At 60.7% G+C, this 25,403-nt stretch carries 25 protein-coding genes and 2 pseudogenes; 5 read left to right on the top strand and 22 right to left on the bottom strand.

Going from position 1 to position 25,403, the window contains the following annotated elements; genetic code table 11:
- Nucleotides 1-27: 27 nt before the first annotated feature.
- Genes AC1RT2_RS25800 through AC1RT2_RS25770 form a run of 7 tightly spaced genes read right to left on the bottom strand, consistent with a single transcriptional unit; the run spans nt 28 to nt 5,600 of the window.
- A complete protein-coding gene (locus tag AC1RT2_RS25800; protein ID WP_493106569.1) occupies nt 28-3,123 on the bottom strand; it encodes a complex I subunit 5 family protein in 3,096 nt (1,031 codons plus the stop codon).
- Nucleotides 3,117-3,485, bottom strand: coding sequence for a sodium:proton antiporter (locus AC1RT2_RS25795; RefSeq protein ID WP_493106567.1), 369 nt, complete (start codon nt 3,483-3,485; stop codon nt 3,117-3,119). The genes AC1RT2_RS25800 and AC1RT2_RS25795 overlap by 7 nt, the downstream gene beginning before the upstream one ends.
- 22 nt (nt 3,486-3,507) lie before the next feature.
- On the bottom strand, nt 3,508-4,206 hold the full coding sequence (gene mbhE, locus AC1RT2_RS25790; RefSeq protein ID WP_493106565.1) for a hydrogen gas-evolving membrane-bound hydrogenase subunit E: 699 nt from the start codon (nt 4,204-4,206) through the stop codon (nt 3,508-3,510).
- Nucleotides 4,203-4,550: a monovalent cation/H(+) antiporter subunit G gene (gene mnhG, locus AC1RT2_RS25785; protein WP_493106563.1), complete on the bottom strand. Its 348-nt coding sequence runs from the start codon at nt 4,548-4,550 to the stop codon at nt 4,203-4,205. Before mnhG ends, mbhE begins: the two co-directional genes overlap by 4 nt.
- Before the next feature lie 3 nt (nt 4,551-4,553).
- Nucleotides 4,554-4,796: a hydrogenase subunit MbhD domain-containing protein gene (locus tag AC1RT2_RS25780; protein ID WP_493106561.1), complete on the bottom strand. Its 243-nt coding sequence runs from the start codon at nt 4,794-4,796 to the stop codon at nt 4,554-4,556.
- A gap of 5 nt (nt 4,797-4,801) precedes the next feature.
- Entirely contained in the window at nt 4,802-5,062 is a 261-nt protein-coding gene (locus AC1RT2_RS25775; RefSeq protein ID WP_069057802.1) for an MrpF/PhaF family protein, read from the bottom strand.
- On the bottom strand, nt 5,055-5,600 hold the full coding sequence (locus tag AC1RT2_RS25770) for a Na+/H+ antiporter subunit E (RefSeq protein ID WP_493106559.1): 546 nt from the start codon (nt 5,598-5,600) through the stop codon (nt 5,055-5,057). Before AC1RT2_RS25770 ends, AC1RT2_RS25775 begins: the two co-directional genes overlap by 8 nt.
- Nucleotides 5,601-6,011: 411 nt before the next feature.
- On the opposite strand from AC1RT2_RS25770, the gene AC1RT2_RS25765 reads away from it, so the two are divergent.
- Nucleotides 6,012-7,733 (top strand): hypothetical protein, encoded by a 1,722-nt coding sequence (locus tag AC1RT2_RS25765; protein WP_493106557.1) that lies wholly within the window; start codon nt 6,012-6,014, stop codon nt 7,731-7,733.
- A 105-nt stretch (nt 7,734-7,838) separates the two neighbouring features.
- Here AC1RT2_RS25765 and AC1RT2_RS25760 read toward each other — a convergent pair whose 3' ends face one another.
- From AC1RT2_RS25760 to AC1RT2_RS25725, 8 genes are all read right to left on the bottom strand, one after another.
- Nucleotides 7,839-9,674 (bottom strand): SLC13 family permease, encoded by a 1,836-nt coding sequence (locus AC1RT2_RS25760; protein ID WP_493106555.1) that lies wholly within the window; start codon nt 9,672-9,674, stop codon nt 7,839-7,841.
- A gap of 208 nt (nt 9,675-9,882) precedes the next feature.
- Entirely contained in the window at nt 9,883-11,088 is a 1,206-nt protein-coding gene (locus AC1RT2_RS25755) for a M20/M25/M40 family metallo-hydrolase (protein WP_493106553.1), read from the bottom strand.
- 43 nt (nt 11,089-11,131) lie between these two features.
- Nucleotides 11,132-12,679: an AbgT family transporter gene (locus AC1RT2_RS25750; RefSeq protein ID WP_493106551.1), complete on the bottom strand. Its 1,548-nt coding sequence runs from the start codon at nt 12,677-12,679 to the stop codon at nt 11,132-11,134.
- A gap of 243 nt (nt 12,680-12,922) precedes the next feature.
- Nucleotides 12,923-13,159: a YMGG-like glycine zipper-containing protein gene (locus AC1RT2_RS25745; protein WP_493106723.1), complete on the bottom strand. Its 237-nt coding sequence runs from the start codon at nt 13,157-13,159 to the stop codon at nt 12,923-12,925.
- Between the two features lie 1,045 nt (nt 13,160-14,204).
- The gene (gene modA, locus AC1RT2_RS25740; RefSeq protein ID WP_493106549.1) at nt 14,205-14,921 is read right to left on the bottom strand and encodes a molybdate ABC transporter substrate-binding protein; all 717 of its coding nucleotides are present in this window, start codon (nt 14,919-14,921) and stop codon (nt 14,205-14,207) included.
- Nucleotides 14,914-15,702 carry an ABC transporter ATP-binding protein gene (locus AC1RT2_RS25735; RefSeq protein WP_493106547.1) on the bottom strand — a complete coding sequence of 263 codons (789 nt, stop codon included), beginning with the start codon at nt 15,700-15,702 and terminating at the stop codon, nt 14,914-14,916. Before AC1RT2_RS25735 ends, modA begins: the two co-directional genes overlap by 8 nt.
- Nucleotides 15,692-16,726: a FecCD family ABC transporter permease gene (locus AC1RT2_RS25730; protein ID WP_493106545.1), complete on the bottom strand. Its 1,035-nt coding sequence runs from the start codon at nt 16,724-16,726 to the stop codon at nt 15,692-15,694. The genes AC1RT2_RS25735 and AC1RT2_RS25730 overlap by 11 nt, the downstream gene beginning before the upstream one ends.
- On the bottom strand, nt 16,723-17,781 hold the full coding sequence (locus AC1RT2_RS25725; RefSeq protein WP_493106544.1) for an ABC transporter substrate-binding protein: 1,059 nt from the start codon (nt 17,779-17,781) through the stop codon (nt 16,723-16,725). The genes AC1RT2_RS25730 and AC1RT2_RS25725 overlap by 4 nt, the downstream gene beginning before the upstream one ends.
- A gap of 200 nt (nt 17,782-17,981) precedes the next feature.
- Here AC1RT2_RS25725 and AC1RT2_RS25720 point away from each other — a divergent pair, with 200 nt between their 5' ends.
- On the top strand, nt 17,982-18,191 hold the full coding sequence (locus AC1RT2_RS25720; protein WP_023511854.1) for a TOBE domain-containing protein: 210 nt from the start codon (nt 17,982-17,984) through the stop codon (nt 18,189-18,191).
- A 7-nt stretch (nt 18,192-18,198) separates the two neighbouring features.
- Here the strand turns inward: AC1RT2_RS25720 and AC1RT2_RS25715 are convergent, their stop codons facing one another.
- From AC1RT2_RS25715 to AC1RT2_RS25690, 6 genes and pseudogenes are all read right to left on the bottom strand, one after another.
- The gene (locus tag AC1RT2_RS25715) at nt 18,199-18,690 is read right to left on the bottom strand and encodes a GAF domain-containing protein (protein WP_493106542.1); all 492 of its coding nucleotides are present in this window, start codon (nt 18,688-18,690) and stop codon (nt 18,199-18,201) included.
- A gap of 71 nt (nt 18,691-18,761) precedes the next feature.
- On the bottom strand, nt 18,762-19,781 hold the full coding sequence (locus AC1RT2_RS25710) for a FecCD family ABC transporter permease (RefSeq protein ID WP_493106541.1): 1,020 nt from the start codon (nt 19,779-19,781) through the stop codon (nt 18,762-18,764).
- A complete protein-coding gene (locus AC1RT2_RS25705) occupies nt 19,782-20,813 on the bottom strand; it encodes an iron ABC transporter substrate-binding protein (RefSeq protein ID WP_493106540.1) in 1,032 nt (343 codons plus the stop codon).
- A gap of 475 nt (nt 20,814-21,288) precedes the next feature.
- On the bottom strand, nt 21,289-21,609 hold the full coding sequence (locus AC1RT2_RS25700) for a molybdopterin-binding protein (RefSeq protein WP_493106722.1): 321 nt from the start codon (nt 21,607-21,609) through the stop codon (nt 21,289-21,291).
- A 30-nt stretch (nt 21,610-21,639) separates the two neighbouring features.
- Nucleotides 21,640-22,007 (bottom strand): annotated as a pseudogene (locus AC1RT2_RS25695) (hypothetical protein); the annotation flags it as partial.
- A 152-nt stretch (nt 22,008-22,159) separates the two neighbouring features.
- The gene (locus AC1RT2_RS25690; RefSeq protein ID WP_493106721.1) at nt 22,160-22,534 is read right to left on the bottom strand and encodes a LysR family transcriptional regulator; all 375 of its coding nucleotides are present in this window, start codon (nt 22,532-22,534) and stop codon (nt 22,160-22,162) included.
- Between the two features lie 178 nt (nt 22,535-22,712).
- Between AC1RT2_RS25690 and AC1RT2_RS25685 the strand changes: the two genes are divergently transcribed.
- Nucleotides 22,713-23,180, top strand: coding sequence for an NUDIX hydrolase (locus tag AC1RT2_RS25685; RefSeq protein WP_493106720.1), 468 nt, complete (start codon nt 22,713-22,715; stop codon nt 23,178-23,180).
- A gap of 56 nt (nt 23,181-23,236) precedes the next feature.
- Complete coding sequence (locus AC1RT2_RS25680; protein ID WP_493106538.1) at nt 23,237-24,412, top strand: DUF2325 domain-containing protein; 1,176 nt, start codon at nt 23,237-23,239, stop codon at nt 24,410-24,412.
- Here the strand turns inward: AC1RT2_RS25680 and AC1RT2_RS25675 are convergent.
- Nucleotides 24,328-24,672, bottom strand: a pseudogene (locus AC1RT2_RS25675) (hypothetical protein); the annotation flags it as partial. The gene AC1RT2_RS25680 and the pseudogene AC1RT2_RS25675 overlap by 85 nt on opposite strands.
- 408 nt (nt 24,673-25,080) lie before the next feature.
- Here AC1RT2_RS25675 and AC1RT2_RS25670 point away from each other — a divergent pair.
- A complete protein-coding gene (locus AC1RT2_RS25670; protein WP_493106536.1) occupies nt 25,081-25,344 on the top strand; it encodes an SIR2 family protein in 264 nt (87 codons plus the stop codon).
- Nucleotides 25,345-25,403 lie beyond the last annotated feature (59 nt).

Here is a 25,403-nt window from a genome sequence, read left to right as displayed (position 1 = left end):
GCGGCATGCCTTAAGCTCACGGCCCGGTCAATCGATCGAGAAACTGTAAGTGCCAAGCACATACAGGGCGACAATATAGCAGAGCACATGAAGTGCATATGTCTGGCCGTTTCCGGTGTAATTTCTACGGACCACGCCACCCGCAGCGATCGTCAGATCGGATATCCCGCCCCAGAATGCGTTGGCAACCGGTGTCACTAGAGGTGTGAAGGCAATACGATAGAACGTGAAGAAACGCGCAATGCCGGCCGGGGCCGCCCGGCGGCGCTGCGTTCTGTAGAGAAGCAAAAACGCCGCCAGAAGCACCGCCACAGCCGCCACGGTGACGACTATGACGGGAACCGGATTCCAGTAGCCGTAGATGGTTTCGAGTGACATGCCCTGCCACACTAGCGTGGAGGCAAAATAGGGATCGATCGCTTCGGAAACGGGATCCATGAGGAGCTTGGGAAAGAAAGACAACACCAGGATGCCTGCGAGCAGAACGAACTGCGGCAATAGCAGTGGCAGCGGCGCTTCATGGATATCACGACGCGCGCCCCGCGGCCGAGCCAGGAAGACGGCATGCGCCAAGCGGAACATATAGAGGAAGCCGAGGAATGTCGCCACGACGGCGCAGATCACCAGCCCGTACCAGCCCTTCTCCATCATCGCGCTGATGAGCAGCCATTTTCCGCCAAAACCGGCCAGAGGCGGAAGCCCCGACATCGAGACCAGAGCAACGGTAGCAGTCACGAATGTCAGCGGCATTTTCCTGGCGAGACCGCCGGTCTGCTCCAGAGACCTGGTCCCGGTTCGAAGGATGACGCCGGCAACAGCCAGAAACAGGATGCCCTTGACCATCAGATGATTGGCGACAAGGTAGAAGGCCGTTACCCAGCCGAGATGGCTCATCAGCGCGATTGCGGTGATGATGTAGCCGATCTGGCTCATGCTGGAATAGCCGAGCATACGCTTCATGTCGCTCTGCTGAAGCGCCATCATCGCACCGGCGATCGTCGTCAGGACACCGATCCAGCCCATCACATGCGCCATTTCGAGCCCGACTTCAGAGCGGATAGCGAGGTAGGTGGTTATGAACAGGCCGAAGACAGCGACCTTGCTGATGACGGCCGACAGCATAGCCGACAGATCGTCATCCGCTTCGGCATAGGCTCCGGGCAACCAGACGTGCACGCCGACGGCACCTGCCTTGATCAGAAAACCGACCGCCAGCAACATGAAGGCAAGTGCAGCGGCAGGGCTTGCAGTGGCGAAGGCCGCAAGCGCCGTGGTTCCGTTCGCGCTCGTCGCCATGCCGAAGCCCGCGAGCAGGCAAAACGCCGACACCAGGGAAAACAGGAGGAACGGTAGCGCGTAGGGATGGGCGCCACGCCCGAGTGTGATCAGGAAGTAGGAGGAAAGGGTTATGATTTCCCAATGGAAGAAAAATTCGAGACTGGTCGAGGCGCGTAGCAGGCTGACAATCGATAGCAACAACACCGCCATCATGGGATAGAAGCCGGGTCGCGCATCCGTGCGATAGAAACCGGCGGAGCCGATAACCAGCCCGCCGACCGTGAGCAGCACGGCAAACAACCGACCCGTACCCTCGATGTCGCGCGCGATCCAGAGGCCGACAAGGGACACCGCCAGCAGCAGCAACGCACATTTGATGCGGCCGGGAAGCCAATCGAGAGCATAGAGACCGGCGCCGGTGCAAAGCGGCGCAACAAGCAACAAGGACGCGGTGTCCGCAAGACCCGCCGCCGCATAGCCGCTTGCCGCCAGCAACACGGCGCAACCGATCACCGGCACCAGCCTTGCAAGACCGGCCGTCACCGGCGTTCCCTCATTTGTGGGCCGCATGGCCTGCTTGAACCACTGGAACATGTAGGCTGCTTCGAGCAGTGACCCAGCAAGGATAACGGCGATCCAGATATACCGCTCGCCCGCAGCGACCTGCATAACGAGTTCCCACTTCGCCCAGAATCCGGGAAACGGCGGCAGGCCGGCAATCGCGACGAGAAGAAGAGCGAAGAGAGACAAAAGCAGCGGACGGCCGGCAATGTCGGACCAGCCGCCGATCTCCTTGCGGTTGACCACGCCGGCCAGCCAGAACAACCCGGCCTTCGCGAAGAGATGGTTGATAAACAGGCCGCCGGCCACCAGCGGCAGCATCTCTTGCGCACCCAGCTGGTGCATCAGCGAAAGCGCAAGGCATAGCAGCCCCATCTGCGCAATCGAGGAGTAGCCCAGCATTCTTTGAACGTTGCTCTGACGCAACCCGGCAAGATTGGAGAAAAAGAAGGTTATCCCGCCTGAGATAGCGAGAATGCCGAGGTAGTCTTCAAAGAGCGGCAGCAGCTTGTAGAGCGCGAAGAACACGCCCGCCGATACGCCAACCGAAACAAGCGCGGCAACGCCGCTATTGGCCGTTTCGTAGACATCCAACCCCCAACCGTTCGCCGGGAACGGCTTCAATTCGATCACCAGGCAGGCAAGTACGAACAGGCACGCGGTCGTTCCCATCGGGCCGGTGATCAGCGCACGGTTGGCGATCATCTCGTCGATGTTGAGCGTCCCGGTGACGTGGTAGAGCAGAGCCGACCCCAGCAGGAAGAAGGACGAGGCGATCACCGTCGCCATGATGTACTTGAAACTTGCGGCAAGTGCCGCCGGCGTGCGTTCAAATCCCAAAAGACCATACGTCCCGATCGACACGATCTCGAGAAAGACGAACAGGTTGAACAGGTCGCGGGTCATCACCATGCCGTTGATGCCCATGATCAGGATCAGGTAGAGCAGCAAGGCCGGATAGCTCGCGCGCAAACGGTCCCACAGATGCCATGCGCCGAGCAGCGCAATGATGTTGACGCAAAGGGAAAAGAAGCCTTCCGCGGGACCGAAGCGCAGGTTGATCGAGAACGGCGGCACGCTGCCGGCCGTCAGTACCTCGATCACCGGAGCGCCGTTGTGCAGTCGCCAGAGGCAGACAGCGGAAATCACCGTCATTCCCATGAGTGAGACGACGAACGCCGCCGCCGGGAGCGGTTTGGCGATGCGGTACAGCAACGGAATGAGAAAGCCGCCGCCAAGCCCGAGAAGAAAGATGTTGAGCGGCTGCAGGAGGCTGTCTACCATTTCGACTCCGTCAGAGCGTCGATCGAAAGCGTTTTGCTGGTCTGGTAGAGCCGGATTGCGAAAGCGAGCATGATAGCCGTTACCGAAAAGCCGATGACGATGGCTGTTACGACCAGCGCCGAAGGGATTGGATCGACCGACAATGGGGTCGCCTCCCCGGGACCGAGAAGCTTCTCGACGATCGGCGCGCTACCGCCGGTGATGTAGCCGGTTGCCACCATGACAATGTGCAGGCCGGTGTCCACCAGTGAAAAGCCGACGATGATGCGCAGGATGTTGCGGTGCCGGAGAATGCCCCAGAAACCGGTCAGCACCAGGAGAAAGCCTGTGGCGAGAAGTATCTGTGATACCGGCAATCCCATGGTGATCCCTCTTCCCTGATGCCTAGCTGCGAAACCGGTCGATGATGACACTCAGCTCCGCACCGACCTTGATACCGAGCAAGCCTGATATGACCGGGATCGCACCCGCACTGAGAAACGCCCCGAAATCGCCTCGCGGCAAAATCGTGCTGTCGAGGAAGCCCCCCGCAAAAATCATGCCCAGGATGCCGATGGAGACATAGAGAACACCCGCGAGCGATTCCGTGATGCTGAGAAAACGGTGGTCGATCGACCCGCGGGGATAGGCAAGCATGAACAACATGACGCCCGACGCGACAACGGCTCCGCCCTGGAACCCGCCGCCCGCCGAAAGGTGGCCGTTAATGATGACATAGGCGCCGAAGAGAAAAATCAGCGGCAGCACCACTTCCGCACCGTTTCGCACGAGTTCGCTCGGGCCTACGGCCTGTTCGCCCGGCGCGGTTTGGGAAGGCTCCTGCTCGCTCTTCCTGCCGCCAAGAAGCGTACCGACACTTGCCGCCACCATGAAAAGCACGGCGACTTCGCCAAGCGTATCGAAGCCGCGAAACGAGATCAGAATGCCTGTCACGATATTTGGCGCACCAAGGTCGCGGGGCACTTCGGTCAGATAGTATTGAGCCAGAGCGGACAACGTCTGGCGTTCGCTGTAGTCGCCGACAAGACCGGAAAAGACGAAGCCGAACGCCACAAGCACCAGGAGAGTGAAGACACGCTTCATGGCGCGACATCCTCCTTCTCCGTCTTGCTGTTTTCATCACGCAATGCATCGAACATCGTGGTCGACGTCATCGGTGTCCGGATCGCATAGGCTGCCCGCGACAGGGCGTGCGACGACAGCGGATTGGTCATCAGGATGAAGTAAGCGACGATCAGCAGCTTAAACGCCCAGTCGGGATGATAGATGCCGAGGCCCGCAAGAACCAGAATGTTGCCGAGGGTGGAGGCCTTCGTGCCGGCCTGGATCCGGGTATAGGTATCGGGCATGCGCAAGAGGCCGAGACCGGCGGAAAAGAGGAAAAACGCACCGAGCAGGATCACGAAGCTACCGATCAGCTCAGCCATGTCTCACTCCTTTCCGCCGTTGGTTTTGCGGATGGTGTAGAGAAAAATCAGGGTCGCAAGACCCGAGCCGATCGCCGCTTCGGCCATGGCGACGTCGGGTGCTGCAAGCAGCACATAGGAGACGGCGGCAAACAGGCTTGCGAGGCCGGCGCTGATCACCGCGGCCATGAGATTATCCAGCAGAACAGCCAAAAAACCGCTCACCAGAATACCGCCGCAGACCAACAGGATCAAAAGTTCCAGCACGATGACTACGGCCCCTTTTCCAGAAAGCGGGCGATCGCGAGAACGGCCAGGAAACTCAGCAGCCCATAGACAAGGGCTACGTCGAGATAGAGAAAGCGTCCCGACACGTGAGCGTAGAGCGCGATCATTGAAATCGAAACCACTGTCAGCATGTCGATGGCGACGACGCGATCGACAGCGGTCTTCCCGATGATCAGGCGCAACACGCCGAAGACGATGCTGAAGAAGATCAAAACGGCCGCGATCTGAAGAAGGGTGTCAGCCAAAGACAGCCCCTAAATGCTTTTCGAACGGCCCGGCGATCATCCCGGTCGCCTTTTCCGGATCCGTGGTCTTGACGTCGAGCCAATGAATGAACATCGCGTCGTCCGTGATGTCCATGACAAGCGAGCCAGGCGTGAGCGCAATCGAATTGGCCAGCGCCACCCTGCCGATCGGCGACCTCAGCCGAACGTTGATTTTCACGATGCCGGGGCGGATGTCGATGCGCGGAGCATAGACATAGCGTATCATCTCGATGTTGGCCTTCACCATTTCGACAAAGAACACGCCCGTATATGCAAGGAAATGAAGGGCCTTGCGGGGTATCATCTCAATGCGCCAGACATCACTTCTTCGAACGAAGATCCACGACAGGACCAGGGATACAAGCGCGCCGCTTGCAACGACCGGAAGCTCCACGGACGCATTGATCACCAGCCAGACGGCAAACAAAAAGACCCAGAGGAAAACCAGACCCTGCGGCAGGTCCGGCACACGCTTTCGCATTTTTCCTTGGTCTGCAGACATCGCCCAGGCTTTCAAAATGCGGTCTTGGATGTTTTGGTCCTACTGACGTTGGCTTAGTCCGGCGCGTCCCCGGCTGCGGCTAAAAACAGATCCCAGTCTCAAGCTTAGCACCACGCGCAGCGAGCTGTGATCAGCATAGAATCCAGAAACTATACCTCGGGTCCGGTATGTCGTTTCACTGCGCGCTTTTTGCTGCCGACTGAATGTGACGGGGGTCGGTGCCCCTTGACCCGCGCTGAAAACGGATAAATCAATCGAGCTCAAGGCAAAACAGACCACGAAAATCGGTCTGCCGCAGCGTTGGCGAAGAAGCGCCCTTCCTGTCGCCTCGACGGAAGCTCGGAGACGGCAGCCATTCCGGGGCTGTCGTGGCGAGAGGAAAGATCGCATGATGAAACGGGCCGGCATCGAACGGATATCCAACTCATGAACGAGAAGGCGGGCGCCGGAGCCGCAGTTGCCCCCGTGTATGGCCTTGCCAGTTTTGAGCCGCTTAGCGCCGCAGAAACCAAGATCGTTGCCTATCTGAGTTCTGGTGATTTCGACCGGTTGGGCGACGGCTTGCTGCCGGAGAGCGATGATCCCGAGCGCACCCTGCGTGCGGAACTTTTGCGCTTTCTTATCCTGGGCAACAACAACTACCATTCCCACGAGAAGGGCGTGAGGGTCAGCGGTGCCTGGGTGACAGGCATACTCGATCTGGAAGGTTGCCGGATCCCGCGCGACATCGGGTTAAAGGACTGCCGGTTCGAAGCCTCCCCGATTCTGCGGTCCGCGATAATCGACAATCTGTTCCTCGACGGCTCGGTCTTGCCAGGTCTGCAGGCCGACCGGCTCGAAGCGCGTGGTTGCATCTCGATTCGCGGCGCGACCGTGACCGGAGAGATGAAGTTTTCTGGGGCTCGCATCGGCGCCAGCTTCGAGGCAGATGGAGTCTCGATTACCTCGCCTAACACAATAGCCCTCGATGCCGGTGGCCTGGAAGTGAGGGGTGGCATTCTCCTGCGCGGCGCCAACGTGCAAGGTGGCATCAATCTGTCGGCGGTGCGTCTCGGCGGAGACGTCAATGCGGTTGGCGGCCGAATCGAGCGGTCCGGTGAAGTCGCGCTGAACGGCGACGCGATCGTGGCCGGCGGCGACTGCGCTCTCAGAGGGGCGACAATTGTCGGCGAAACCAGGCTGCTTGGCGCCCGCTTTCGCGGCGACATCGATTGTTCATCGGCCAGTCTATCCCAGCCAGGCGGGTATGCGCTGAGGCTCAATCATGCCACGATCGAAGGCGCATTCTTCCTGCGGCAGGGCGCTTCAATCGAGGGCATGCTCGATCTGACGGCAACGACCATCGGTGCAATCGACGACGACCAGGAAAGCTGGCCGCAGACCGGCGATCTGCTTCTGAACCGGTGTCAGTATGGCGCAATCATCGGCGGGCCGGTGGATGCGACAAGCAGGCTTGACTGGTTGGCGCGCCAGACGCCGGAGCGATGGAAAGCGGATTTCTGGCCGCAACCCTACGAACAGCTTTCGACGGTGCTGGGGGAGATGGGTCATGAGGAGGACGCCCGCACCATCCTGATCGCGAAGGAGCGGCTGCAACGGCGCGCAAGACGAGCGCGGGCAAAAAATCCAGCCTTGCGTGCTGGCCTGGCATTCAGGGATGGAATCCTTGCCATAACCGTCCGCTATGGACGTCAGCCTCTGCTGGCCCTGCTTTGGCTGATCCTGTTCTGGGCGATTGGTACTGGGGTGTTCGCCTTCGCCCAGCACAATGGCGCCATTAAGCCCAACAGCCCGGTTATCCTGCGCTCCCTCGAATGGACGATGTGCGGTCTCGAACAAACTGAAAGCCGCTATATGCCATCGAGCAGCCAGACGTTCCCCGGACGGGCATTGGCCGGGCAGAACCAGCTCTCCTGCTTCCGCGACCAACCGGAGGCGTCGAGTTACCCGGAGTTCAACTCCGTGATGTATTCGCTGGATGTTCTGTTGCCGGTGTTATCGATCGGGCAGAAAGAATACTGGAGGCCGGACCCGACGAAGCCGTATGGATCGATGACACTGAACTACTATTTTTTCCAGTCGGTGGTTGGCTGGGCCTTGAGCCTGCTGGCGGTTGCCGGATTCTCCGGGCTTGTCAGATCGCGGTAGGATCTGCCCCTGGCAGGCTGTGCCACTTTAAGCCGACCCGAGAGGTCCGCTCAGGAAATCGCTCGTGAAAAGCCCGTCGATCCCCGCTGAATTGTAGCTTGTGCCTCAGAAACTCCAGATCAGCGGAACGAGAAAGACGGCGACGACGAAGAACCAGATCAGGAGCGGCAATCCGAGTTTCCAATAGTCGCTGAAGGCATAACCACCCGGCCCCATCACCATGAGGTTCGTGGGCGTTGCAATCGGCGTCAGGAACGCGGCGGCGGCAGCGACCGCCGTGCTCATCAGCACCGGGCGCGGCGAGATGCCCATTGTTGTCGCCGCAGCCACGCCGATCGGGATGACGATGAGTGCGGTCGCTGTATTGCTGATCAGCTGCCCCATGATTGCCGTCAGGACGAACAGTCCCGCGAGCAGCGCAACGGGGCCGGCGTCGCCGACAAAATTCACAAGGTGCTCGGCCATCAGCTTGGCAGCCCCCGTCTCCACCATGGCCGTGGAAAGCGGCATCATGGCGCCGACAAGGATGACGGTTGTCCAGCCGATGGCGCGATAGGATTGTTCGACGTTCATGATCCCGGAGAGAATGATGGCTCCGGCGGCGAGAAGGCCAGCCACAGCGGGCGGCACGATGCCTGTTGCCAGAAGCAGAACCATGACGACCAGGATGGCGATTGCCTGATACGCGCCCGGTCCCATGGGGACGGCCTGGCGGCGTACCAGTTCAGGCGAGTTCACCACCAGCACATCGGGGTCATCGAGATGAATGTCGAGGGCTTTCCATGTTCCCTGCAGCAGCATCGTATCGCCTGCCTGCAGCACGATCCCGCCAGAATCCCTGGTCGCGCTACGCGCGGTCATTTCCTCACCCGCCCGCTGCACAGCGAGGACGATGAGATCCCCGCTTTCCGTGACCATGCCCGGAAACACACTCTCGCCAATAAGGCCTGAGCGCGGCGGGATAACGACCTCGGCGAGACCCGAGCTGCGATTGAACAATGTCTCCTCGCCCTGACCGACGGCCTTCTCGTCGCGAAACGCGAGATGTTTTTCTGCCGCAAAAGCGGCGGCCGTCTCGGCATCGCCACGCACCAGCAAATGATCACCCTCGGCGATCAAAGGCCTGCGGAGCGGCCCAGCAGTTTCTCCCTCCTGAATGGCGACAAGCTGCAGCCCCGGAATGGTCGAGAGGTCAAACCCGGACGATGGCGTGCCGACATAGGGCGAACTCGCACGCACGCGCATCTGGTAGATGCCGCTGGCGAGGCCATATTGCTCAACCAGCGTCGTAGCGTGACGGCTGAAATCGGCGGGCATGGTGGCGCCATCGCGCTTGGGAAGAAGTTTCTCTCCGAACAGAATGATGATCGCCATGGTGCCGGCCAGAAGGGGAACGCCCACCAGCGCGAACTCAAAAAACCCAAAACTGCCAACACCGACGTCTGTCGCAGCATCGGAAACGAGGACGTTCACGGGTGTTCCCGTCAGTGCCAGCATCGAACCGGCATGGGCTGCGAAGACCAAGGGCATCAGCAGTTGCGAGGAGTTGCGCTTGAGGCGGACGGCAATGACCACCACCACTGGCAGCAATGCGGCAACAGCACCGTTGACGCTGATCAGCGCGGTCAGCAGCGCGACCAAGCCCATCGTGAGAAGCAAAAGGCGCGTGCGGCTTTCTTCCCCTGCGCCACGGATCAGAAGCTGGCCGGCCCAGGCGGTGACACCGGTGACTTCGAGCCCGGAGCTGACGACAAAGAGTGACGCGATGAAGATGACCGCTGGATCGCCAAAGCCGCCGAGCGCTTGGCCAATCGTAAGCACGCCGGTCCCCCAGAGCGCCAGAGCAGTGGCCATGGCGACGAGGACGACCGGCAGCTTGTTCCAGACGAACAGGACGACGACGACAGCGATGATGGTGGCTGTATATGCAATCGGGCTCAAACGCTCCGCTCCTTGTTCTGACCTGCCTGGCCCACCAAAACCGTGAGTGGCATAAGGACTGCACAGTGCCGGCCACCATACATCCCATATACGCAGCAAAATCGCCGCTCGAGCCTCACCCAAAAGCCGGGTGAGGCGTGTCTTAACGAAAGCGCCGAAGGCACCCGATGTCGCGGTTCACGGCCAGAAAAGCCGTGATCCCGCGATGCTACTGGTCGTCAAGCGTGGCCAGTAGAATTCCGAGGCGGCAACCCTTTTCGAACTCCGAGAGATTTACATACTCCTTGATAGTATGGATCTCCGCCTGCCCGGCTCCAATGGTAATGGTGGGAACGCCGTGCTTGTCGAGCCAGTTCGCATCCAGCCCGCCATTGGAGAATACATAGACGGGCTCGATTCCGAGTATCTCCATCGCCTTAGCGGCGCGTTTGACAATCGCAGTATCCTTGCCCAGTTCAAACGGTGGGTAAGCCGCGGCTTGGGTGAACGTCAGCTCGGCCGTCTCCCCTTCGTGATCCCGCACCTCGGCCTGCGCCTTGGTGAAAGCCTCCCTGTAGCCATCGGCGATTTTCGTCGCGAAGCTTGCTTCCGGGCTGCGGGCTTCGCCCTTGATGTAGGCATAGTCGGTAACAACGTTGGTCGCGTCACCGGCTGGCTTGTTGTCCTTGCCGCCGAAGATGCCGACATTGCTGGTGCCGCGGCCATCCGGCTTGACCACCTTGCCGAACCAACCGGCATTCCGTGCCTCGGCAAGAGCGATCGCACCAACCATCGTAGCCGAGATGCCCTTTTCCGGCGCCACGCCGGCATGGGACGCGCGGCCAACGATCACCGCTTCCCAGTTTTCCTGCCCAACGGCGCCAATGATCAGGTCCGAGGCACTCTGGCCATCAACATTGACGCACATCGTCGCGCCGCCCAGATCGGCCGGGTTCAGTTCGCGTGCCCCGTGAAGTCCGCTTTCCTCGCGTACGGTGAAAAGCAGGGTGATTGGCGGATGCGGGAGCTTGTGCTTGAGAAGCGTCTCGGCGACCACCACAAGCACCGCGACGCCGGTGCGGGCGTCTCCACCAAGGGCGGTGGTGCCGTCGGAGACGATGCGGTCACCCTCGCGCCTCGGCTTTGCGCCCGCGCAGAGCGGCACGGTGTCGAGGTGCGTAGAAAACAGAAGCCGCGGCCCCGGGCGCGTTCCGGGAAGATCCACGATAAGATTGCCCGTTTCCGTGGGTAGGGGAATACGCGCGTTGGCATCATCAAAACGGATCGCCGACTTCGGCACGCCTATCGCCTGCAAAGCATCGGAGACGGCCGCGCCGATATTCGCTTCCTGCCCTGTAATGCCTTCGACGGAGAGAAACCGCATGAGATGTTCTTCTGCCGCGGCGACGTCCAGGGGAATCGAGGTGCTGCTCATGGTGTTCTCCAACTATAGGAATTTGATTGGTGACCTGCCGCCGTCACAGCCCCCACGGCAATCCGAGTGCCTTCCAGATCGCAAACAGGCCTGTCCAGAGGACGAACATCCACACGACATAGGGGAGCATCAGGGAGACGATCGTGCCCACGCCTGCCGACTTGTCGTATTTCTGGGCGAAGCCGACGACGAGAGCAAAGTAGGCGTTGAGCGGGGTAATCGCGTTCATCGGTGAATCGCCGACACGATAAGCCGCCAGCACAGCCTCCGGTTCGACCCCGAGCTTCATCAAAAGCGGTACGAAGACCGGGGCAAAGATTGCCCATTTCGCGATGGCGCCCGTCAGCAGCAGATCGATGATGGCAACCACGACGATGAAACCGAGCAGCAAGGGAAGCGCGCCGATATTGGCGGCCTGAAGAACGCCCGAGAGGCTGAGCGCCATGACCGTCCCGATATTGGTGTAGGTAAAGTAGGAGACAAACTGGCTGAGGACGAAGAACAGGAAGATGGTGCCACCCATGTTCTTGATCGACTTTTCGATCGCCGCGATCACCTCCGCCAGGGTGCGCAAGGTGCCCGCGCCAATGCCGTAGGTCCAGCCTGTCACCAGAAAGACCAGCATGATGAGGGCGATGAGGCCGTTCATGAACGGCGAATTGCCGATCAGTTCGCCGGTATCGGGATTGCGCAATGGCGCTCCGGCGGGAAGCGTCAAAAGCAGGAAAACCACGACGAGGCCGATAAGCCCGAACAGTGCGAACCGCAGCCCGCGTGATTCCTCAGCGGACAGCGTTGCACCCTGGTCCTGAACGGCGCCGTTCGATGTGTCCGGTTTATACTCGCCCAGCCGCGGCGCGATCATACGATCCGTGATGAAAGCAATGACCACTGTGAGAAACAGCACCGAGGCGATGGAAAACCAGACGTTCGACGCAAGGCCGATCGAAACTGTCGGATCGACCAGGCGCGCTGCATCGTTGGTGAACTCCACAAGGACCGCATCGAGCGGTTTGATCAGCATGTTGACCGTGAACGCGCCAGCCACGGCGGCAAAGCCGAGGGCGAGGCCGGCAAGCGGATGCCGTCCAACCGCGAGGTAGGCGACGCCGGCAAGCGGAATGAGGACCAGGTAACCCGCATCCGCTGCGATGCTGGCAATGATGCCGACAAAAGCAAGAATGTAGGTCAAGGCCCAGCGCGGCGAGACGATGACGAGCTTGCGGATCAGCGCTGTGACCAGGCCGGACTCCTCGGCAACCCCGGCACCAATCATGGCGCCGATCATCAGCCCCACCGCAGTGAAGCTCATGAAGTTGGGAATGAGCGAGGAATACATGAAGCGTATCCCCTCGACATTCAACAAACTGCGTATGCCGGTAGACGCTGTCTCGATCGCATGTGTCTCGGGATTAATCTGCTCGTAGGTGACCGACGCCCCGAACGCACCCAGAATGGCCGACAAGACGATGACGATGCCGATCAGAATCAGGAAGATGACGACGGGGTGGGGAACCATATTGCCCACCTTCTCGACACCATCGAGGAACCTTTGCATCGTTGTCTTTGATGCGGCACTGGCGGTAGCCATTTTTGCCTCCATTAAGCCTGAGGATCGCGCCCGAGGCGGTCGTTCGAGTTGAAATCAGGTTCGGCCAGTGGTCAAAAACGAATCGAATAGGCAATCCGCGATTGGGGCGCATGCCAAGCGCCGGATCGTTCAAGGGGTGGACGCACTCGCATAACTGGATTTGAAACCGGGATGACCGGTCGCTACCCCAGCTATCCGTATCGTTACGCAGAACGAGACCGCCATTCCGCCTCGTTCACAGGATCAGTGCCGGCGGGCTGCGAGATAGCATCGACCGAAGCGATCGCAGGAATAGCGCCCGGCCACATTGCCGATTACGGTGCCGGAAACACCTCCAATGGCCGCTCCAACAGCAGCGCCTCGTACATCGGTGGTAATGGCTCCGCCAATGATGGCGCCCGATGCTGCACCGACACCCGCTCGTCTTTCCGTCGCCGGGCAGCTTGCAAGCGATAGGCCGGCGAAGGAGACCGGAAGCACTTTTTCATCGCCCTCTCCCCTGTGATGCTCGCCAAACCTCAAGATTTCTCCAGAAGCCACTGACGCCATCGTTGCGAATATAGTGGCGCTAGTTCTTCTGTGATCAGCGCAGAATCCAGAAACTAGGCTCTGGGTTCAAATTTGACGCCGACGCGCAACCCGCAATGCCACACGATGTTGGCTGACGCCCCTCGATTCACGATGACCTGCAACCGCCAGAGCACCGAACTGCCCGTCCATACAAAACAAGATGATGCCAGGTTAAATCCACCAAGCGTATTTTGGGACAGATGTGCCTGGATCAGGCGGCCACGCCTACAATGGCCTTCCGTGTGCGATGGCCTTCAAGGCGACGCAGCTGGACGATGAGGGCTGAGTGTTTCGAGTGAGGCAGAACGAAGAGATTTCGGACCGCCTAAAACACGGGCAGGGAAAGTTGTAACCCGATAGATAGAGAAGGCTTTTGTTTTCGTGCGCCAAAGCTAGCGCGAATTTGTGCCAAAGGCAGCGCCGCGCAACAGTTCGCGCCATTCATAAAGGGGTGCTTTTTGACAGCCCAGCGCGACTTTTCAAAATTCGCATTTCTCGTGTCAAAAGTCGCGGCGAGCGACATCAGTGAATATCGCGACCCGTGAGCTAACTAGAAGGTTGATTTTATTGATAAATTCGTTGGTAGCGGAAGCAGTCTCGAGCGAAATCGTCTCCAAAACAGATTTTCCCTGATAGCAGTCTACTTACAGGAACTTTTTTCAGATCTATCCAATTCGACTAGCGCAGAATGAAGTTTATAAAATAAAAACAGATATTAGAAATATCCGCCACAGCGCGAACAGGGAACTGCGTGAACGGTATCTGGGAACTTTTAGCCAAAACTGGCAAATGAATTCGTATTCGTCGGGCGAAGAACTCACGCACTTCAACAACTGGGCAAGAAGCGTCGTCGTTCCCGCGAAGGGTGGATGAGATATTCGATTCCTACGGGTTTGCGCTTCGGCATTTGGCCCTGATGGGGAACATTTGTCGGCGCGAAAAATAACCCGGAAGTCTATTCGGGAAGAAAACCATTAGCCGCGAAAATGGCTTGCGCACGTTCAGATAGCAAGAGGTGGAACGCCTTTGTAATATCCTCTGTGGCACTGCTAAGCGCCACCCCATAAGTAATCTCCGGCGACAGATGTGCTGGCAACTCCACAACACTGAACCGGGTGTCGCCCTCATGGAGACGGGTATTGGATGCGTAGCTCAAGAAGAGGTCGACCGTGCCATCCGCAATGAGGCCGGTCGCGCTTCTTCCCGGCGACGAATGGCGCCCGCCGACCAGTTGCAGGGCGCGGAACTTGAGGGCTTTGCCGAGGCCTGGCTGTTCTGCCTCCAGAAGATCGAACATCTGGAACGCATAGTCTCCGGATGGATCATCTCCTGGCGTCGAGATGCCTATACGGGTCGCTGGGTTCGCCAAGACATCAGCAAGATTCTCTGTGCACAGCCGCAAGTCGGCCCGCGCGATGATCGCGAGGCGATTGCGCGTAAAACACACAGCGCTCGTCGCAAATCCAAGTGAAACGAGGCGCTCGGGGTGAGCCATATTGGCTGAGGCGAAGAGATCGAACGGCTCGCCCGCCTCTACTCGCTCCCGCAACAATCCGGCCGGGCCGAGCTCAAGCGAAACCGCGATGCCCGTTTCCTGTTCGAATGCGGCCGAGATTTCCGGCATAGCATGCCGCAGACTACCGGCGGCGAGGACATGCACCGTATCAACCATGGGATCTACCTCCGCGCGCCCTCTGCCGGAAAAGCGGCACGAAAGTCGTCTCCTGCCGCTCGCCACGTAGTCGGGCCGCGCGAACCGGGACACCGTAAAGCGTTTCCAGGTTCGCCTCTGTCATCACCTCATCAGCCGCGCCGAACAGCGTTTGGGTGTCGGGCAGCATCAGAAGGACATTGTCCGCCACGGCGGTCGCATGGTTCGGCTGGTGTGTCGTGAAGGCAATGGCCAGTTTGTGTGTGTCGGCCAATTCGCCGAGCAGCGAAAGGACGGTGTCCTGATTTTTGAGGTCGAGCGCGGAGGCCGGTTCGTCGAGCAGCAAGACGTCGTTCTCGCCGGCCAGCGCCCGAGCGATCAGCACCAGTTGACGCTCCCCGCCGGAAAGCGAGCCTATGCTGCGCGCCGTGTAGTCCGCCATGCCCGTCGCCTCCAGCGCCGCCATCGCCTTCTCGATGTCCATCGCCCCCGGCGTGCCGAACAGCGCGATGTGCCGGGCCCGGCCCATCAGCACGATATCCAGCACGGAATAGGGAAAGGCGCCGGAAAACTCCTGCGGCACGACACCGGTTCTCGGATTGCTTTCGACGGTGCCCGAGGTCGGCTTCAGCAACCCGGCGAGCACGCGCAGCAGGGTGGACTTGCCACGGCCGTTCGGGCCGAGGATCGCCGTGATCTCGCCGGCGCGCAAATCGATGTCGAGGTTGCGGAACTGCCAGCGCTCGCCGTCATAGGAATGGCCAGCCTTGTCGAGATGCAGCATGACTAGGTCAGAGACCATGGGCGCCTCGCTGTGTTTGCCGCAGCACCAGCGCAAAGACCGGCGTGCCGATCAGTGCTGTGAGGATGCCAAGCGGGATTTCCGTGCTGGTCGCGGTTCGCGCGATAGTGTCGATCATGAGCAGGTAAAGGGCGCCGAGGATCAAGGAAGCCGGCATCATCACACGGTGATCCGGCCCGACCAGCAAGCGCGCCATATGCGGCACGACGAGGCCGACCCAGCCGATGATGCCGCTGACCGCGACCTGTGCAGCGACGATGCACGAGACAAGGACAAGGACAAGCCAACGGAGCGGCTCGACGTTGACGCCGAGCGTCTTGGCGTCCTCGTCACCCATCGACAGGAGGTTGATGCGCCAGCGCAGGCCGATCAGCAGCACACTGCCAACCATGATCGGCGCGGCGACCAGAAGGAACTTGTCCCAGTTCGCAGTGGCAAAACTACCGAGCAGCCAGAACACCATGGCCGGCAGCTTGTCTTCGGTATCGGCGAGATACTGCAGGAGGCTCACCAGGGCGCCGAAGAAACCGGTGACGACGACACCGGCGAGGACCAGTGCGAGAATGTTGCGGCGGGCGACGATGCCGTTGAGCGCATAGACGAGAACGAGGGCCGACAATCCAAAGGCGAAGGCGGAGGCAAGAAGCCCATAGCGCGGGAAGCTGAGGAGGATGGCGAGCGTACCGCCAAAGGCGGCGCCCGAGGACACGCCGACCACCTGCGGCCCCACCAACGGATTGCGAAACACGCCCTGCAGCGCCGCGCCGGACAAAGCAAGCCCCGCCCCCGCCTGCACGGCCAGCAGAATACGCGGCAGGCGCACCGTGAACACGACATTCGCCTCCATGGGCGTCAGCGCGATATCCGGCGAACTGACCGGCGCGAGCAGAATGGCGATCACGCGCGCGAACGAAATATCGTAGCGGCCGATGCCGAGCGAGGCGATCGCAGCAACCACCAGCGCGAGCAGCAGGAGGGCGATGGTTGCCCGGGCCGGCCGCCGTGCGGCACCCTCACCGCTCATTGCGCGGCGCGATAATCGGTGCGGTAGAATTCCTTATAGTAGGCGTCCGCCTCCTTCTGCATGTCGATGTCCGCGAAGCGCTCCGGATAGAGTTCCTTGGCCATCCAGAGTTCGCCGAGCGCCATCGCTTCCGGCATCGGATAGCCCCAGGCCTTGGCGTATTGCGGCATCAGGTAAATGCGGCCGTTCTTGACGGCGTCGATCGTCTGCCAGGATGCCGTCGTCTTGATCTCGTCGACCACGGCCGGATAGCGCTCCTGCACGAAAATGACGGAGGGGTTCCATTTGAGGACGTCCTCCATCGTGACCTGCTTGAAGCCGGCGATCTCATTGGCAACGTTGCGGGCGCCGGCGCGCTGCATCATCAGGCCGGTATATTTCCCGCGACCATAGGTCGAAAGGTCCGGGTTGGCCATGTAGACAGCAACGCGCTTGTCTTCAGGAATGTCGGCAAGGCGCTCGGCAACGAGCGCGCGGGTCTTCTTGGTGACCGCGATCATCGCCTCGCCCTTCTCCTTGCGATCCAGGATGTCGGCGACCAGCCGCACGCCGGCCGCAAAGCCGGCATCGATCGCCGCCGGCTCGTCCGTAACGCTCGGATTCATCTTGACGGCCTCTTCCGACGGCACGTCAAGCAGCGAGATGGCGACGACGGCAAGCCCGGCGTCCTCGATCTGCTTGACCATGTCGGCTGGCGCATAGTTCGTGACGAACACCACGTCCGGCTTCAGCGTCAGAAGTTCCTCGATGTTTACCTTGGTCAGGCCGCCCGGCATGGCGAGCTCCGGAAGCTTCGGCGCAAGCCGCACATATTTTCCGCCAAGCTGCTTCTTCCACTCGTCGAGCACGCCGACGACCTTGTCTATGGCGTCGAGCTGCACCGCGATGTTGAGGGTCTGGTGCTGCAGGATGACGACTCGGTTCACCTCGTCGGGAACGTGCACCTCACGGCCGATCTGGTCGGTGACGACCCGGTCCGCCCAAGCGGGCGTGGCCAGCATGAGGCCGGCGATTGCGAGAGCGATTGTCGAGGCAGAGGCAAGGCGTGCGAGCATGAAGGGGTCCTCCCGTTTGAGCGAAGGGATAGCAGGTATCCCCGGCCGGCAACAACGTTATATTTTCATAAATATTACGATGGGCAGGCTGCGGAAAAATCCCGGCAAATCTGGAAGTGTTCTCCCGGTTTGGATGGTAGTCGCCGGGCGGTCGGGCGTACTATGGCGTCCGACCCAACAACCCAGCATAGGAGAATCCCATGAAGATCAGCGCACGCAACCGCCTGAAGGGCAAGATCATCGAAGTGACCAAGGGTGCGACGACCGCGCATGTCCGCATCGAAGTTGCCGGCGGTGCCGTCGTCACCGCGTCGATCACCAACGAATCCGTCGACGAACTGGGCCTTGCCGTTGGCGGTGAAGCCTATGCGGTCGTCAAGGCATCCGACGTGATGGTCGCGGTCGACTGAGACTGTTTCAGAAATCGCTTGCCGTGACGTACAGCGCGGCGAGCGCTTCGAAACCTGCGAGGTCCTCTTCCGTGAAACGGCCGGGCAGCGGGCTATCGAGATCGAGCACGCCGAGGATCGCGCCCTCCCGCATCAGCGGCACGACGACTTCCGAGCGCGACGCGGCATCGCAGGCAATGTGACCGGGAAAGGCGTGCACGTCGGGCACGAGCTGGCTGCGCCCTTCCGCGACCGCGCTGCCGCAGACGCCCTTGCCGAAGGGAATGCGCACGCAAGCGACCTTGCCCTGGAACGGGCCGAGCACCAGTTCGCCGGCGGATTTCAGGAAATAGAACCCGGCCCAGTTGAGATCGGGCACCGTATCGTAGATGAGCGCGGAGAGATTCGCGGCATTGGCTACGGCGTCCCGCTCACCCTGCAGCAGGCCTTCGGCCTGCGCGAACAGTTCACGGTAGAAGCCCGGCTTGTCGGCTGTCTCGATCTTGCGAATGTCGTGCATGGCATGTCCTCACGAGGGATCGGGGCATCGATAGGCCGAGGCGAGGCATCTGGCAAGCGACAGCGGGTGGTTCACGACCAGCCGCGCTTTCCGGCGATCAGCAGCCACAGGAAGAAGGGCGCGCCGACCGTAGCCGTGAGAATGCCAAGCGGCACCTCAATGTCGGCGATGGAGCGCGCCAGCATGTCGACGACGAGCAGATAGGCCGCGCCGAACAGCATGGCGGCCGGCAGCAGACGGCGGAAATCCGGCCCGACGAGCATGCGGGCAATGTGCGGAATGACGAGGCCGATCCAGCCGATGATGCCCGTCACGGAGACCGTCGCGGCCGTCACCAGCGTCGCGCCGGCGATCAGCACGATGCGCGTCTTCACCGTATCGATGCCCAGCGTGCGCGCCTCCTCATCGCCGAGCGACAGGATGTTCATGCGCCAGCGCAGCAGCACCAGCGGCACCAGGCCGAGGACGACGGCAGGCAGGATGGAGAGCACGTCGAAGCGGGTGACCGCCGTCATGCTACCGAGCAACCAGTAGGTGATCGCCGGCAGTTGGTCGTAGGGATCGGCCAGCACCTTGATCAGCGAGATGCCAGCGCCGATCAGCGCCTGTATGGCGATGCCGGCGAGCACCAGCGTCAGTACCGGATCGCGCTCGCGCACCAGTGCGCCGATGCCGGTGACGACGAAGACGGCCATGAGCCCGCCGGCAAAGGCAGCAAGCTGGATGGCGAGCACCGGCAGCGAGAGGAAGATGCCGAGCACTGCCCCGAGGCTGGCGCCGACCGAGACGCCGAGCAGGTCCGGTGAGACGAGCGGATTGCGGAAGAGCCCCTGATAGGTCGCGCCCGCCGCCGCCAGCCCCGCGCCGACGACCACCGCCGCCAGGACGCGCGGCAGGCGCACGTTCCAGAGCACGGTGGAGAGCAGCGGGTCCGTCGTCTCCCCCGTCACGAGCTGCCGCAGGGCGGAAAACAGCGGCTGCGGCCCGTCGCCATATTTGCCGACCATCATCGAGAGGAGGACCAGCACGGCCAGACCGGCAAGGCCGAGCGCCACCGCAAACCGGCCCTGCAGCGCGGCGCGTGCCCGCATCTACTTCGCCGCGCTTTTCCCGAGCAGCGTTCCAAGCTGTTCGCCGCTCAGCTCCACCTGGTAGAACAGCTTGAAGAAGGTGCGCACCTCCTCATCCAGCGCGGCGGGAAACGTTTCCGGATAGAGCGTATGCTCCAGCCAGGCGATGCCGATCAGGCGGTTGATGCCGGGCGGCGCGTCGATCCAGCCGAAGGGCAGGGTCGGCGTCGCATGGATGCGGCCGGCCTTCACCGCCTCCAACCCCGCCCAGAGCGGATCGCCCTTGACGGTGTTTGCGAATTTCGGTGAAGCGGCGAGAATGACATCCGGCTTCCAGGAGAGGATTTGTTCCAGCGAGACCTGGGTGAGGCCGCCATTGCCCGCCGCGGCCGCAACGTTGCGCGCGCCGACCGCTTCGAGGATCTCCATGTTGATCGAGCCGGCAAGGCCGGTCTCCAGCCCTTCTGCGCCGCGGCCGTAGTAGACCGAGGGGCGTTTGTCTTCCGGGATGCCCACAAGGCCCTTTTCCAGGGCGGCAAGCTTTTCGTCCGCATAGACCGCCAGCGTTTCGGCCCGCGCCTCGACGCCGAGCAGCGCGCCGGTTTCGCGTAGCGTCGCGCCGCTGCGGGCAAAGGCGCCGTCGACCAGCACATAGGGGATGCCCGTCTGCGCCTGCACCTTGTCGGCAAGCGAGGCATAGGTCGGATTCACCGTACCGACATCGATGATGATGTCGGGCTTTGCCGCCAACACCGCCTCAATATTGGCAGTGCCGCCCTTACCTGTGAGCTGGCCGAAGGTGGGAAGATCGCGCACGGACGGCAACAGGAAGACCTTTTCCTCCGCCTTCGGCCCGCGCACCCAGCCGGCAAGTTTTTCCGGTGCCAGCACATAGACCAGCACCGAGGCCGGCGGCCCGGCGGCAAGCACCCGCTCCACCTTGTCCGGAATTTCCACCACGCGCCCGGCGGCATCCGTGATCGATCGCGCCGCGGCAGGCAGCAACGATATAAGCAGAGCGATGAGAACGACAAAAGCGCGCAAGGCCGGCATGAATCTCTCCTGCGATATATTTTAAATAACATATCGTAGGTTTGCGACCTCATGACAACAGCCGTCTCTCCAGGCTGGGCGGTATTAGGCTGGCGGCTCCTACCAGAATGGCAGAACCTCGACGACTTCTCCTTCTTGTATTTCGGTTTGTTCGGGGTGGAGGATGATCATGGACGTCCGCGAAGGCGAGATAGCGGAGGCTGGCCGAGCCCCGATCCGGCAAGGGCTCGACAGCAGTGGTCCGCTCAAGCGAACCTTGGCGTAAGCGCCCCAAAAGAACCTGCGTCGTTTCTCCCGGCTTGGACAGCATGCTGGTGACGGGCAGATGCCAAGAATGCAGCTCGCTTGCCCCCTTTCCTCCAAGTCGGGCTATGATGGCACGGCCGAGAAGGGCGAAGCCAGCCGCAGCAGCCAGAGGATTTCCGGGGAGTAGCAGAATGGGGCAATCGTCGATATCGCCGAAACCGACAGGCTTTCACGGCCGCATGTCGAGCTTCCAGAACTCGAGGTAGCCACGCCGGGCGATCACCTTCATCAGGTGATCGGCAAAACCGGCCGACGCGCGTCCGGTGGAAATCAGGAGATTATGGTCGGGCGCCGCGGCGACAATCCGTTCCAGGATGAGTTTAGGGTCGTCGCGGGCAATGACGAGATCGGTGACGGTCGCGCCAGCGGCATGAAGCATCCGAATGAGCATGGGCCAGTTCGTATCGAATATCTGCCCAGGTGCCAGGGAACCCGGGCTTTCGACCAGTTCGTCACCGGTTGATAGAAGTGCCACCTTCGGCCGCGCCATCACCAAAACGAATCGGAGACCAAGCGCAGTGAGAAGCGCGATTTGGCCGGGACCGACACGAGTGCCAGCCTCCATTGCGACTGTGCCCTGAGTGACGTCTTGCCCCTTTTTGCGAGTATGCAGCTTACCGCTGGCCGGAGTGCTGAGATGGACCTGATCGCCATCAAGCCGCGCGGCCTCCCGCACGATGAGACAGTCAAGGCTGGGAGGCAGCGGTGCGCCCGTCGCTATGGGCTGATTTTGAGGCGGGCGGTTCCGTCCGGCTGCACATCTACCGTCCGGATGGCAAAGCCGTCCATCGCCGCATTGTCGAAACGCGGCGGCGAGGCAGAGGCAACTATATCTTCCACCAAAGTATGATCGTATGCCGCAGACACGGAAACCCGCGTAGGCGGTATTGGCGCCTCGAGGCCAGCGCCTCTTCAACGGTCCCCACGTCACAATCGTTCATTGATCTTTCCAGGCCCAATTAGCTCGATTGTTCGAAGGAGCGCCGTAGGAAAGCTAGCACAGAGACCGAAGACATTCGCTATGTCGATATTGCGCCTCCTTAATGCGTTGTATTTTTTCGAAGTATAATGGTGAATGAAGCTGTCGGTCCGGCCTCAGCTGGGCTCGCCAGTCGTCGGACGACCCTGAGCCGCAACATGCCCGTCAATCCACCCTTCATCTTGCCCTTAAGATCATCTTGCAGGCTGTCATAGTCAGACAGAATCTGGCGGCTCCAGCGCAGGAGCCTCTCGCCTTCGCTGGTCAACGAGAGGAACCGATGTCCCCGGGCAATCAGAGGTAGATTGAGATCTTTCTCCAGCATGTGGATCGCCTGGAAAAGCGTTGGCTGCGTCGCGTTGCACATTTCGGCGACCAGCCCGAAATGCTCCTCCTCGGCCAGTGTCACGAAAAAGCTGCGATGCCTGAGAAGTATTCAATCGTCCCACTCGGCGGTGTGTCCGCGCGCTGTGGCAGCGACCAACAAGTCAACTTGCACTCTTTCAAAAGCGCTATATATTATAGAATATAACGCAGGCGAGCCCCGGGGGCGTGAGATCGCGTTTCAAGCGCCCGTGCACAGTCCGTTATTTTAAAAAGGTGTATTGGACATCATGCAGGGAGAAATCCGGATCGCCGTCGCGCTGATCGTTCGGGAGAACGGCGACACGCTTCTCGTGCGCAAGCGTGGCATGCCGATGTACATGCAGGCCGGCGGCAAGATCGATGGAAGGGAAGCGCCGAAGGTAGCCCTTGCCCGCCATTTGTACCGCGAGCTGGGTCTGCGAGTTCCGACCGCGCGTATGACGCCCTTCGGTTGTTTCGAGGCTGAAGCAGCAGAAGCGCCTCGCCATCTCCTGATCGCCTATGTTTTCCTGATCAAGCTTCACAACGAAGAGATCACTCCGACTGACGGAATAGATGAAGCCATCTGGACGCCGGTCGATAAAGCGCCAATCCTGCCACTCGCCCCGCTCACGCGCAACCACATTCTCACCCTGTTCTGGCAGATGCAGTTCGGCGCCGACCTCTCATACCAGCACGAAAAAGCCGCCGTTCAACAGCGAAGCGCCCGGAATTAGCACCCGCCATGCCGACGTTACCCCGCCTCACACTGCCCGGGTTGATAAATCCCACCTTGCCGACCAACGCTCAGGCGCTGGGCCGTGCCGGTTCACAGCAGCTGCGGACCTGGGACATTGCCTCCACCTTCCATTGCTCGATCATCGGTACCTGCCTGACCACGGGCGAACTGCGCCGAATACTCGTGAAGTCCGGCCAGGATGACGCACGCAGCGCGAGTGACCATGCCCTGCATGGCCGCGGTGTGCGTCTGGCAGGCCAGCGCGACCAGGGCGCAAAGATGCTGAACAAGTCTCTCGACAAGCGCCATGAGACGACCATCAAGCGCATTTCGAAGAACGCGAATGAGCAGGAGTTGAGAGAAATTTGGCGAGAATCGTTCGACCGGGGCGACATTGCCGGGCCCTACTGGGCGCTGATGAGCCATCCGGGCAGTTCGGCCGGTTTGATCCACGATATTTTCGGCGAGGTCCATATGCTGTCGCACCTCGTCGGCAGCGCAAGCCGCCTTGATATTACCCGCCTGACGCAACTCGAAAAGAACCTCGAACAGGCTCACGAAAAGGCGGCGCGGCAGGAACTACGCCTGAAAGCTGCCGCCGACGAACGCATAGACCAGCAGCAATATATCCGGCGGATCGAAGGGCGGCTCATCCGAGCCGAAGCGATCGCAGCGTCCGCAGCACGACAGGCATCGATGAAGGGGCCTGCGATAGAGCGCTCGGAAGCAGAAGACATGCACGCGCCGCACCTGACGAAACGGCTGGCCGAAATGGAGGAGAAACATTCCGCCCTTCAGCATGCGTTCGACCAGTTGCAGGATCTAAATCACGCCGTGCTCAGAGAAAACGAGGCGCTTGAAACGGCCATCGCCACGCATCTACAGACAGACGCCGAAAGCGTGAAGGTGCCAGCGGGCGGACCCGTGCTTTACGTCGGTGGGCGCCGCAACCTCTTCGACCACCTGCGCGCCTATGCGGAAAGCCGCAATGTCGACCTTCTTCTCCATGACGGTGGGATGGAGGACAGCACAACCTTGCTTCCCGCCCTTATCGGGCAGGCAGCAACGGTCTTCTTCCCGGTCGATCACATCAGCCATTCGGCCGTCGGCATCCTGAAGCGCCATTGCCGCGAGCAGGGAAAATCCTACCTGCCGCTGCGCTCGGCGGGGCTTGCAAGTTTCCTCGCCGCCCTTACAGGCGCCGGCGGCGCATACGGCAAGCCGTCGTAAAGCGCGTCAACCAAGGGCCGCGGCGTTGCCGGAAAGGCAGTCGACCGCCAGCTGTTGGCTGGTAGTTTCCAAATCCGCAGCGGAGACGCCTCGTTCCCATCGGACACAAGACCGACGCCTGCGCCCACATTCGCCTGCATGATCTCCGCAAGGATGGAGAGCGCGATCGAAGACGCACTCTTACCACTCTCGAACAACCCCGCCGGCCTGTGGATCCGGCCGAGTTTTTCCTTTTCCACACAAAAGCGCGCAAGGATATCGAGCCTTCGTTCTTTCGGCTACCCATAGCGCCGACATAGAAAGCGCCGGTCGCCAGGATCAGCGGCAGCAAGTTCGTTTTCATTCATGATCGTGGAACATGATCACACCTCCCACATAGCTCGCTCTGATGTCGATACTTCTAGGTGGACGATCGGTTCAATGTATCCGTTGTCCGCGAACTTCTGCCTGAGACTTCGCGATACGACGGGGCAAACATGCAATTCATCAACAACGGGTCAGATGTTCCCGAACCTTTGCTGTAGGCTCATGAAGACCAGGCGCGTCGTGTTTTTTCTGCGGCGCCAGCATTTCCTATCCTGCCCACTCCCGGATTCCGGGGCCTTGTAAAAAAAATCTACGCCTAACTGGGCGAAATTCCCAATGCCATTGCCCGTGCCGCCAACGAGATGGGAGGGGCTGCGTATCTGCATGGACGCTTAGCCGACTCCCCAAATGAGACGGATCTCGACCGCTTGTTAATATCGAGCGGCGATTTTGGCCTCGCCCATCTGACCGCCCGTTGGGCGGCCCGTTTTGTCAGCGAACTCTTTCGCAACCACATCGGCAACATCATCGGATGCAGCATCAATGATCCGGTGATGTGTTACGTGATGGATACGGCCGCGACCGCTGGCCGGCTGCGCATTAGCGCCAACATAAGGCGTGCATGACTTCCTGATCGTGTCAAAAATGGACGCAGACACTCTGGTGTCATTTCGATAACGCTCCT

It is taken from the genome of Shinella sp. GW821-FHT11G07 (assembly GCF_058808115.1).
Note: the sequence above shows the minus strand (reverse complement) of the source record. Positions and strands in the feature narration are given on the sequence as shown.

Bases quoted from the DNA above. Each gene is read 5' to 3' on its own strand.
- AC1RT2_RS25800 (WP_493106569.1), bottom strand. From the start codon at position 3,123: ATGGTAGACAGCCTCCTGCAGCCGCTCAACATCTTTCTTCTCGGGCTT.
- AC1RT2_RS25795 (WP_493106567.1), bottom strand. From the start codon at position 3,485: ATGGGATTGCCGGTATCACAGATACTTCTCGCCACAGGCTTTCTCCTG.
- mbhE (WP_493106565.1), bottom strand. From the start codon at position 4,206: ATGAAGCGTGTCTTCACTCTCCTGGTGCTTGTGGCGTTCGGCTTCGTC.
- mnhG (WP_493106563.1), bottom strand. From the start codon at position 4,550: ATGGCTGAGCTGATCGGTAGCTTCGTGATCCTGCTCGGTGCGTTTTTC.
- AC1RT2_RS25765 (WP_493106557.1), top strand. From the start codon at position 6,012: ATGAACGAGAAGGCGGGCGCCGGAGCCGCAGTTGCCCCCGTGTATGGC.
- AC1RT2_RS25755 (WP_493106553.1), bottom strand. From the start codon at position 11,088: ATGAGCAGCACCTCGATTCCCCTGGACGTCGCCGCGGCAGAAGAACAT.
- AC1RT2_RS25750 (WP_493106551.1), bottom strand. From the start codon at position 12,679: ATGGCTACCGCCAGTGCCGCATCAAAGACAACGATGCAAAGGTTCCTC.
- modA (WP_493106549.1), bottom strand. From the start codon at position 14,921: ATGGTTGATACGGTGCATGTCCTCGCCGCCGGTAGTCTGCGGCATGCT.
- AC1RT2_RS25735 (WP_493106547.1), bottom strand. From the start codon at position 15,702: ATGGTCTCTGACCTAGTCATGCTGCATCTCGACAAGGCTGGCCATTCC.
- AC1RT2_RS25730 (WP_493106545.1), bottom strand. From the start codon at position 16,726: ATGAGCGGTGAGGGTGCCGCACGGCGGCCGGCCCGGGCAACCATCGCC.
- AC1RT2_RS25725 (WP_493106544.1), bottom strand. From the start codon at position 17,781: ATGCTCGCACGCCTTGCCTCTGCCTCGACAATCGCTCTCGCAATCGCC.
- AC1RT2_RS25720 (WP_023511854.1), top strand. From the start codon at position 17,982: ATGAAGATCAGCGCACGCAACCGCCTGAAGGGCAAGATCATCGAAGTG.
- AC1RT2_RS25715 (WP_493106542.1), bottom strand. From the start codon at position 18,690: ATGCACGACATTCGCAAGATCGAGACAGCCGACAAGCCGGGCTTCTAC.
- AC1RT2_RS25710 (WP_493106541.1), bottom strand. From the start codon at position 19,781: ATGCGGGCACGCGCCGCGCTGCAGGGCCGGTTTGCGGTGGCGCTCGGC.
- AC1RT2_RS25705 (WP_493106540.1), bottom strand. From the start codon at position 20,813: ATGCCGGCCTTGCGCGCTTTTGTCGTTCTCATCGCTCTGCTTATATCG.
- AC1RT2_RS25700 (WP_493106722.1), bottom strand. From the start codon at position 21,609: ATGGCGCGGCCGAAGGTGGCACTTCTATCAACCGGTGACGAACTGGTC.
- AC1RT2_RS25685 (WP_493106720.1), top strand. From the start codon at position 22,713: ATGCAGGGAGAAATCCGGATCGCCGTCGCGCTGATCGTTCGGGAGAAC.
- AC1RT2_RS25670 (WP_493106536.1), top strand. From the start codon at position 25,081: ATGGGAGGGGCTGCGTATCTGCATGGACGCTTAGCCGACTCCCCAAAT.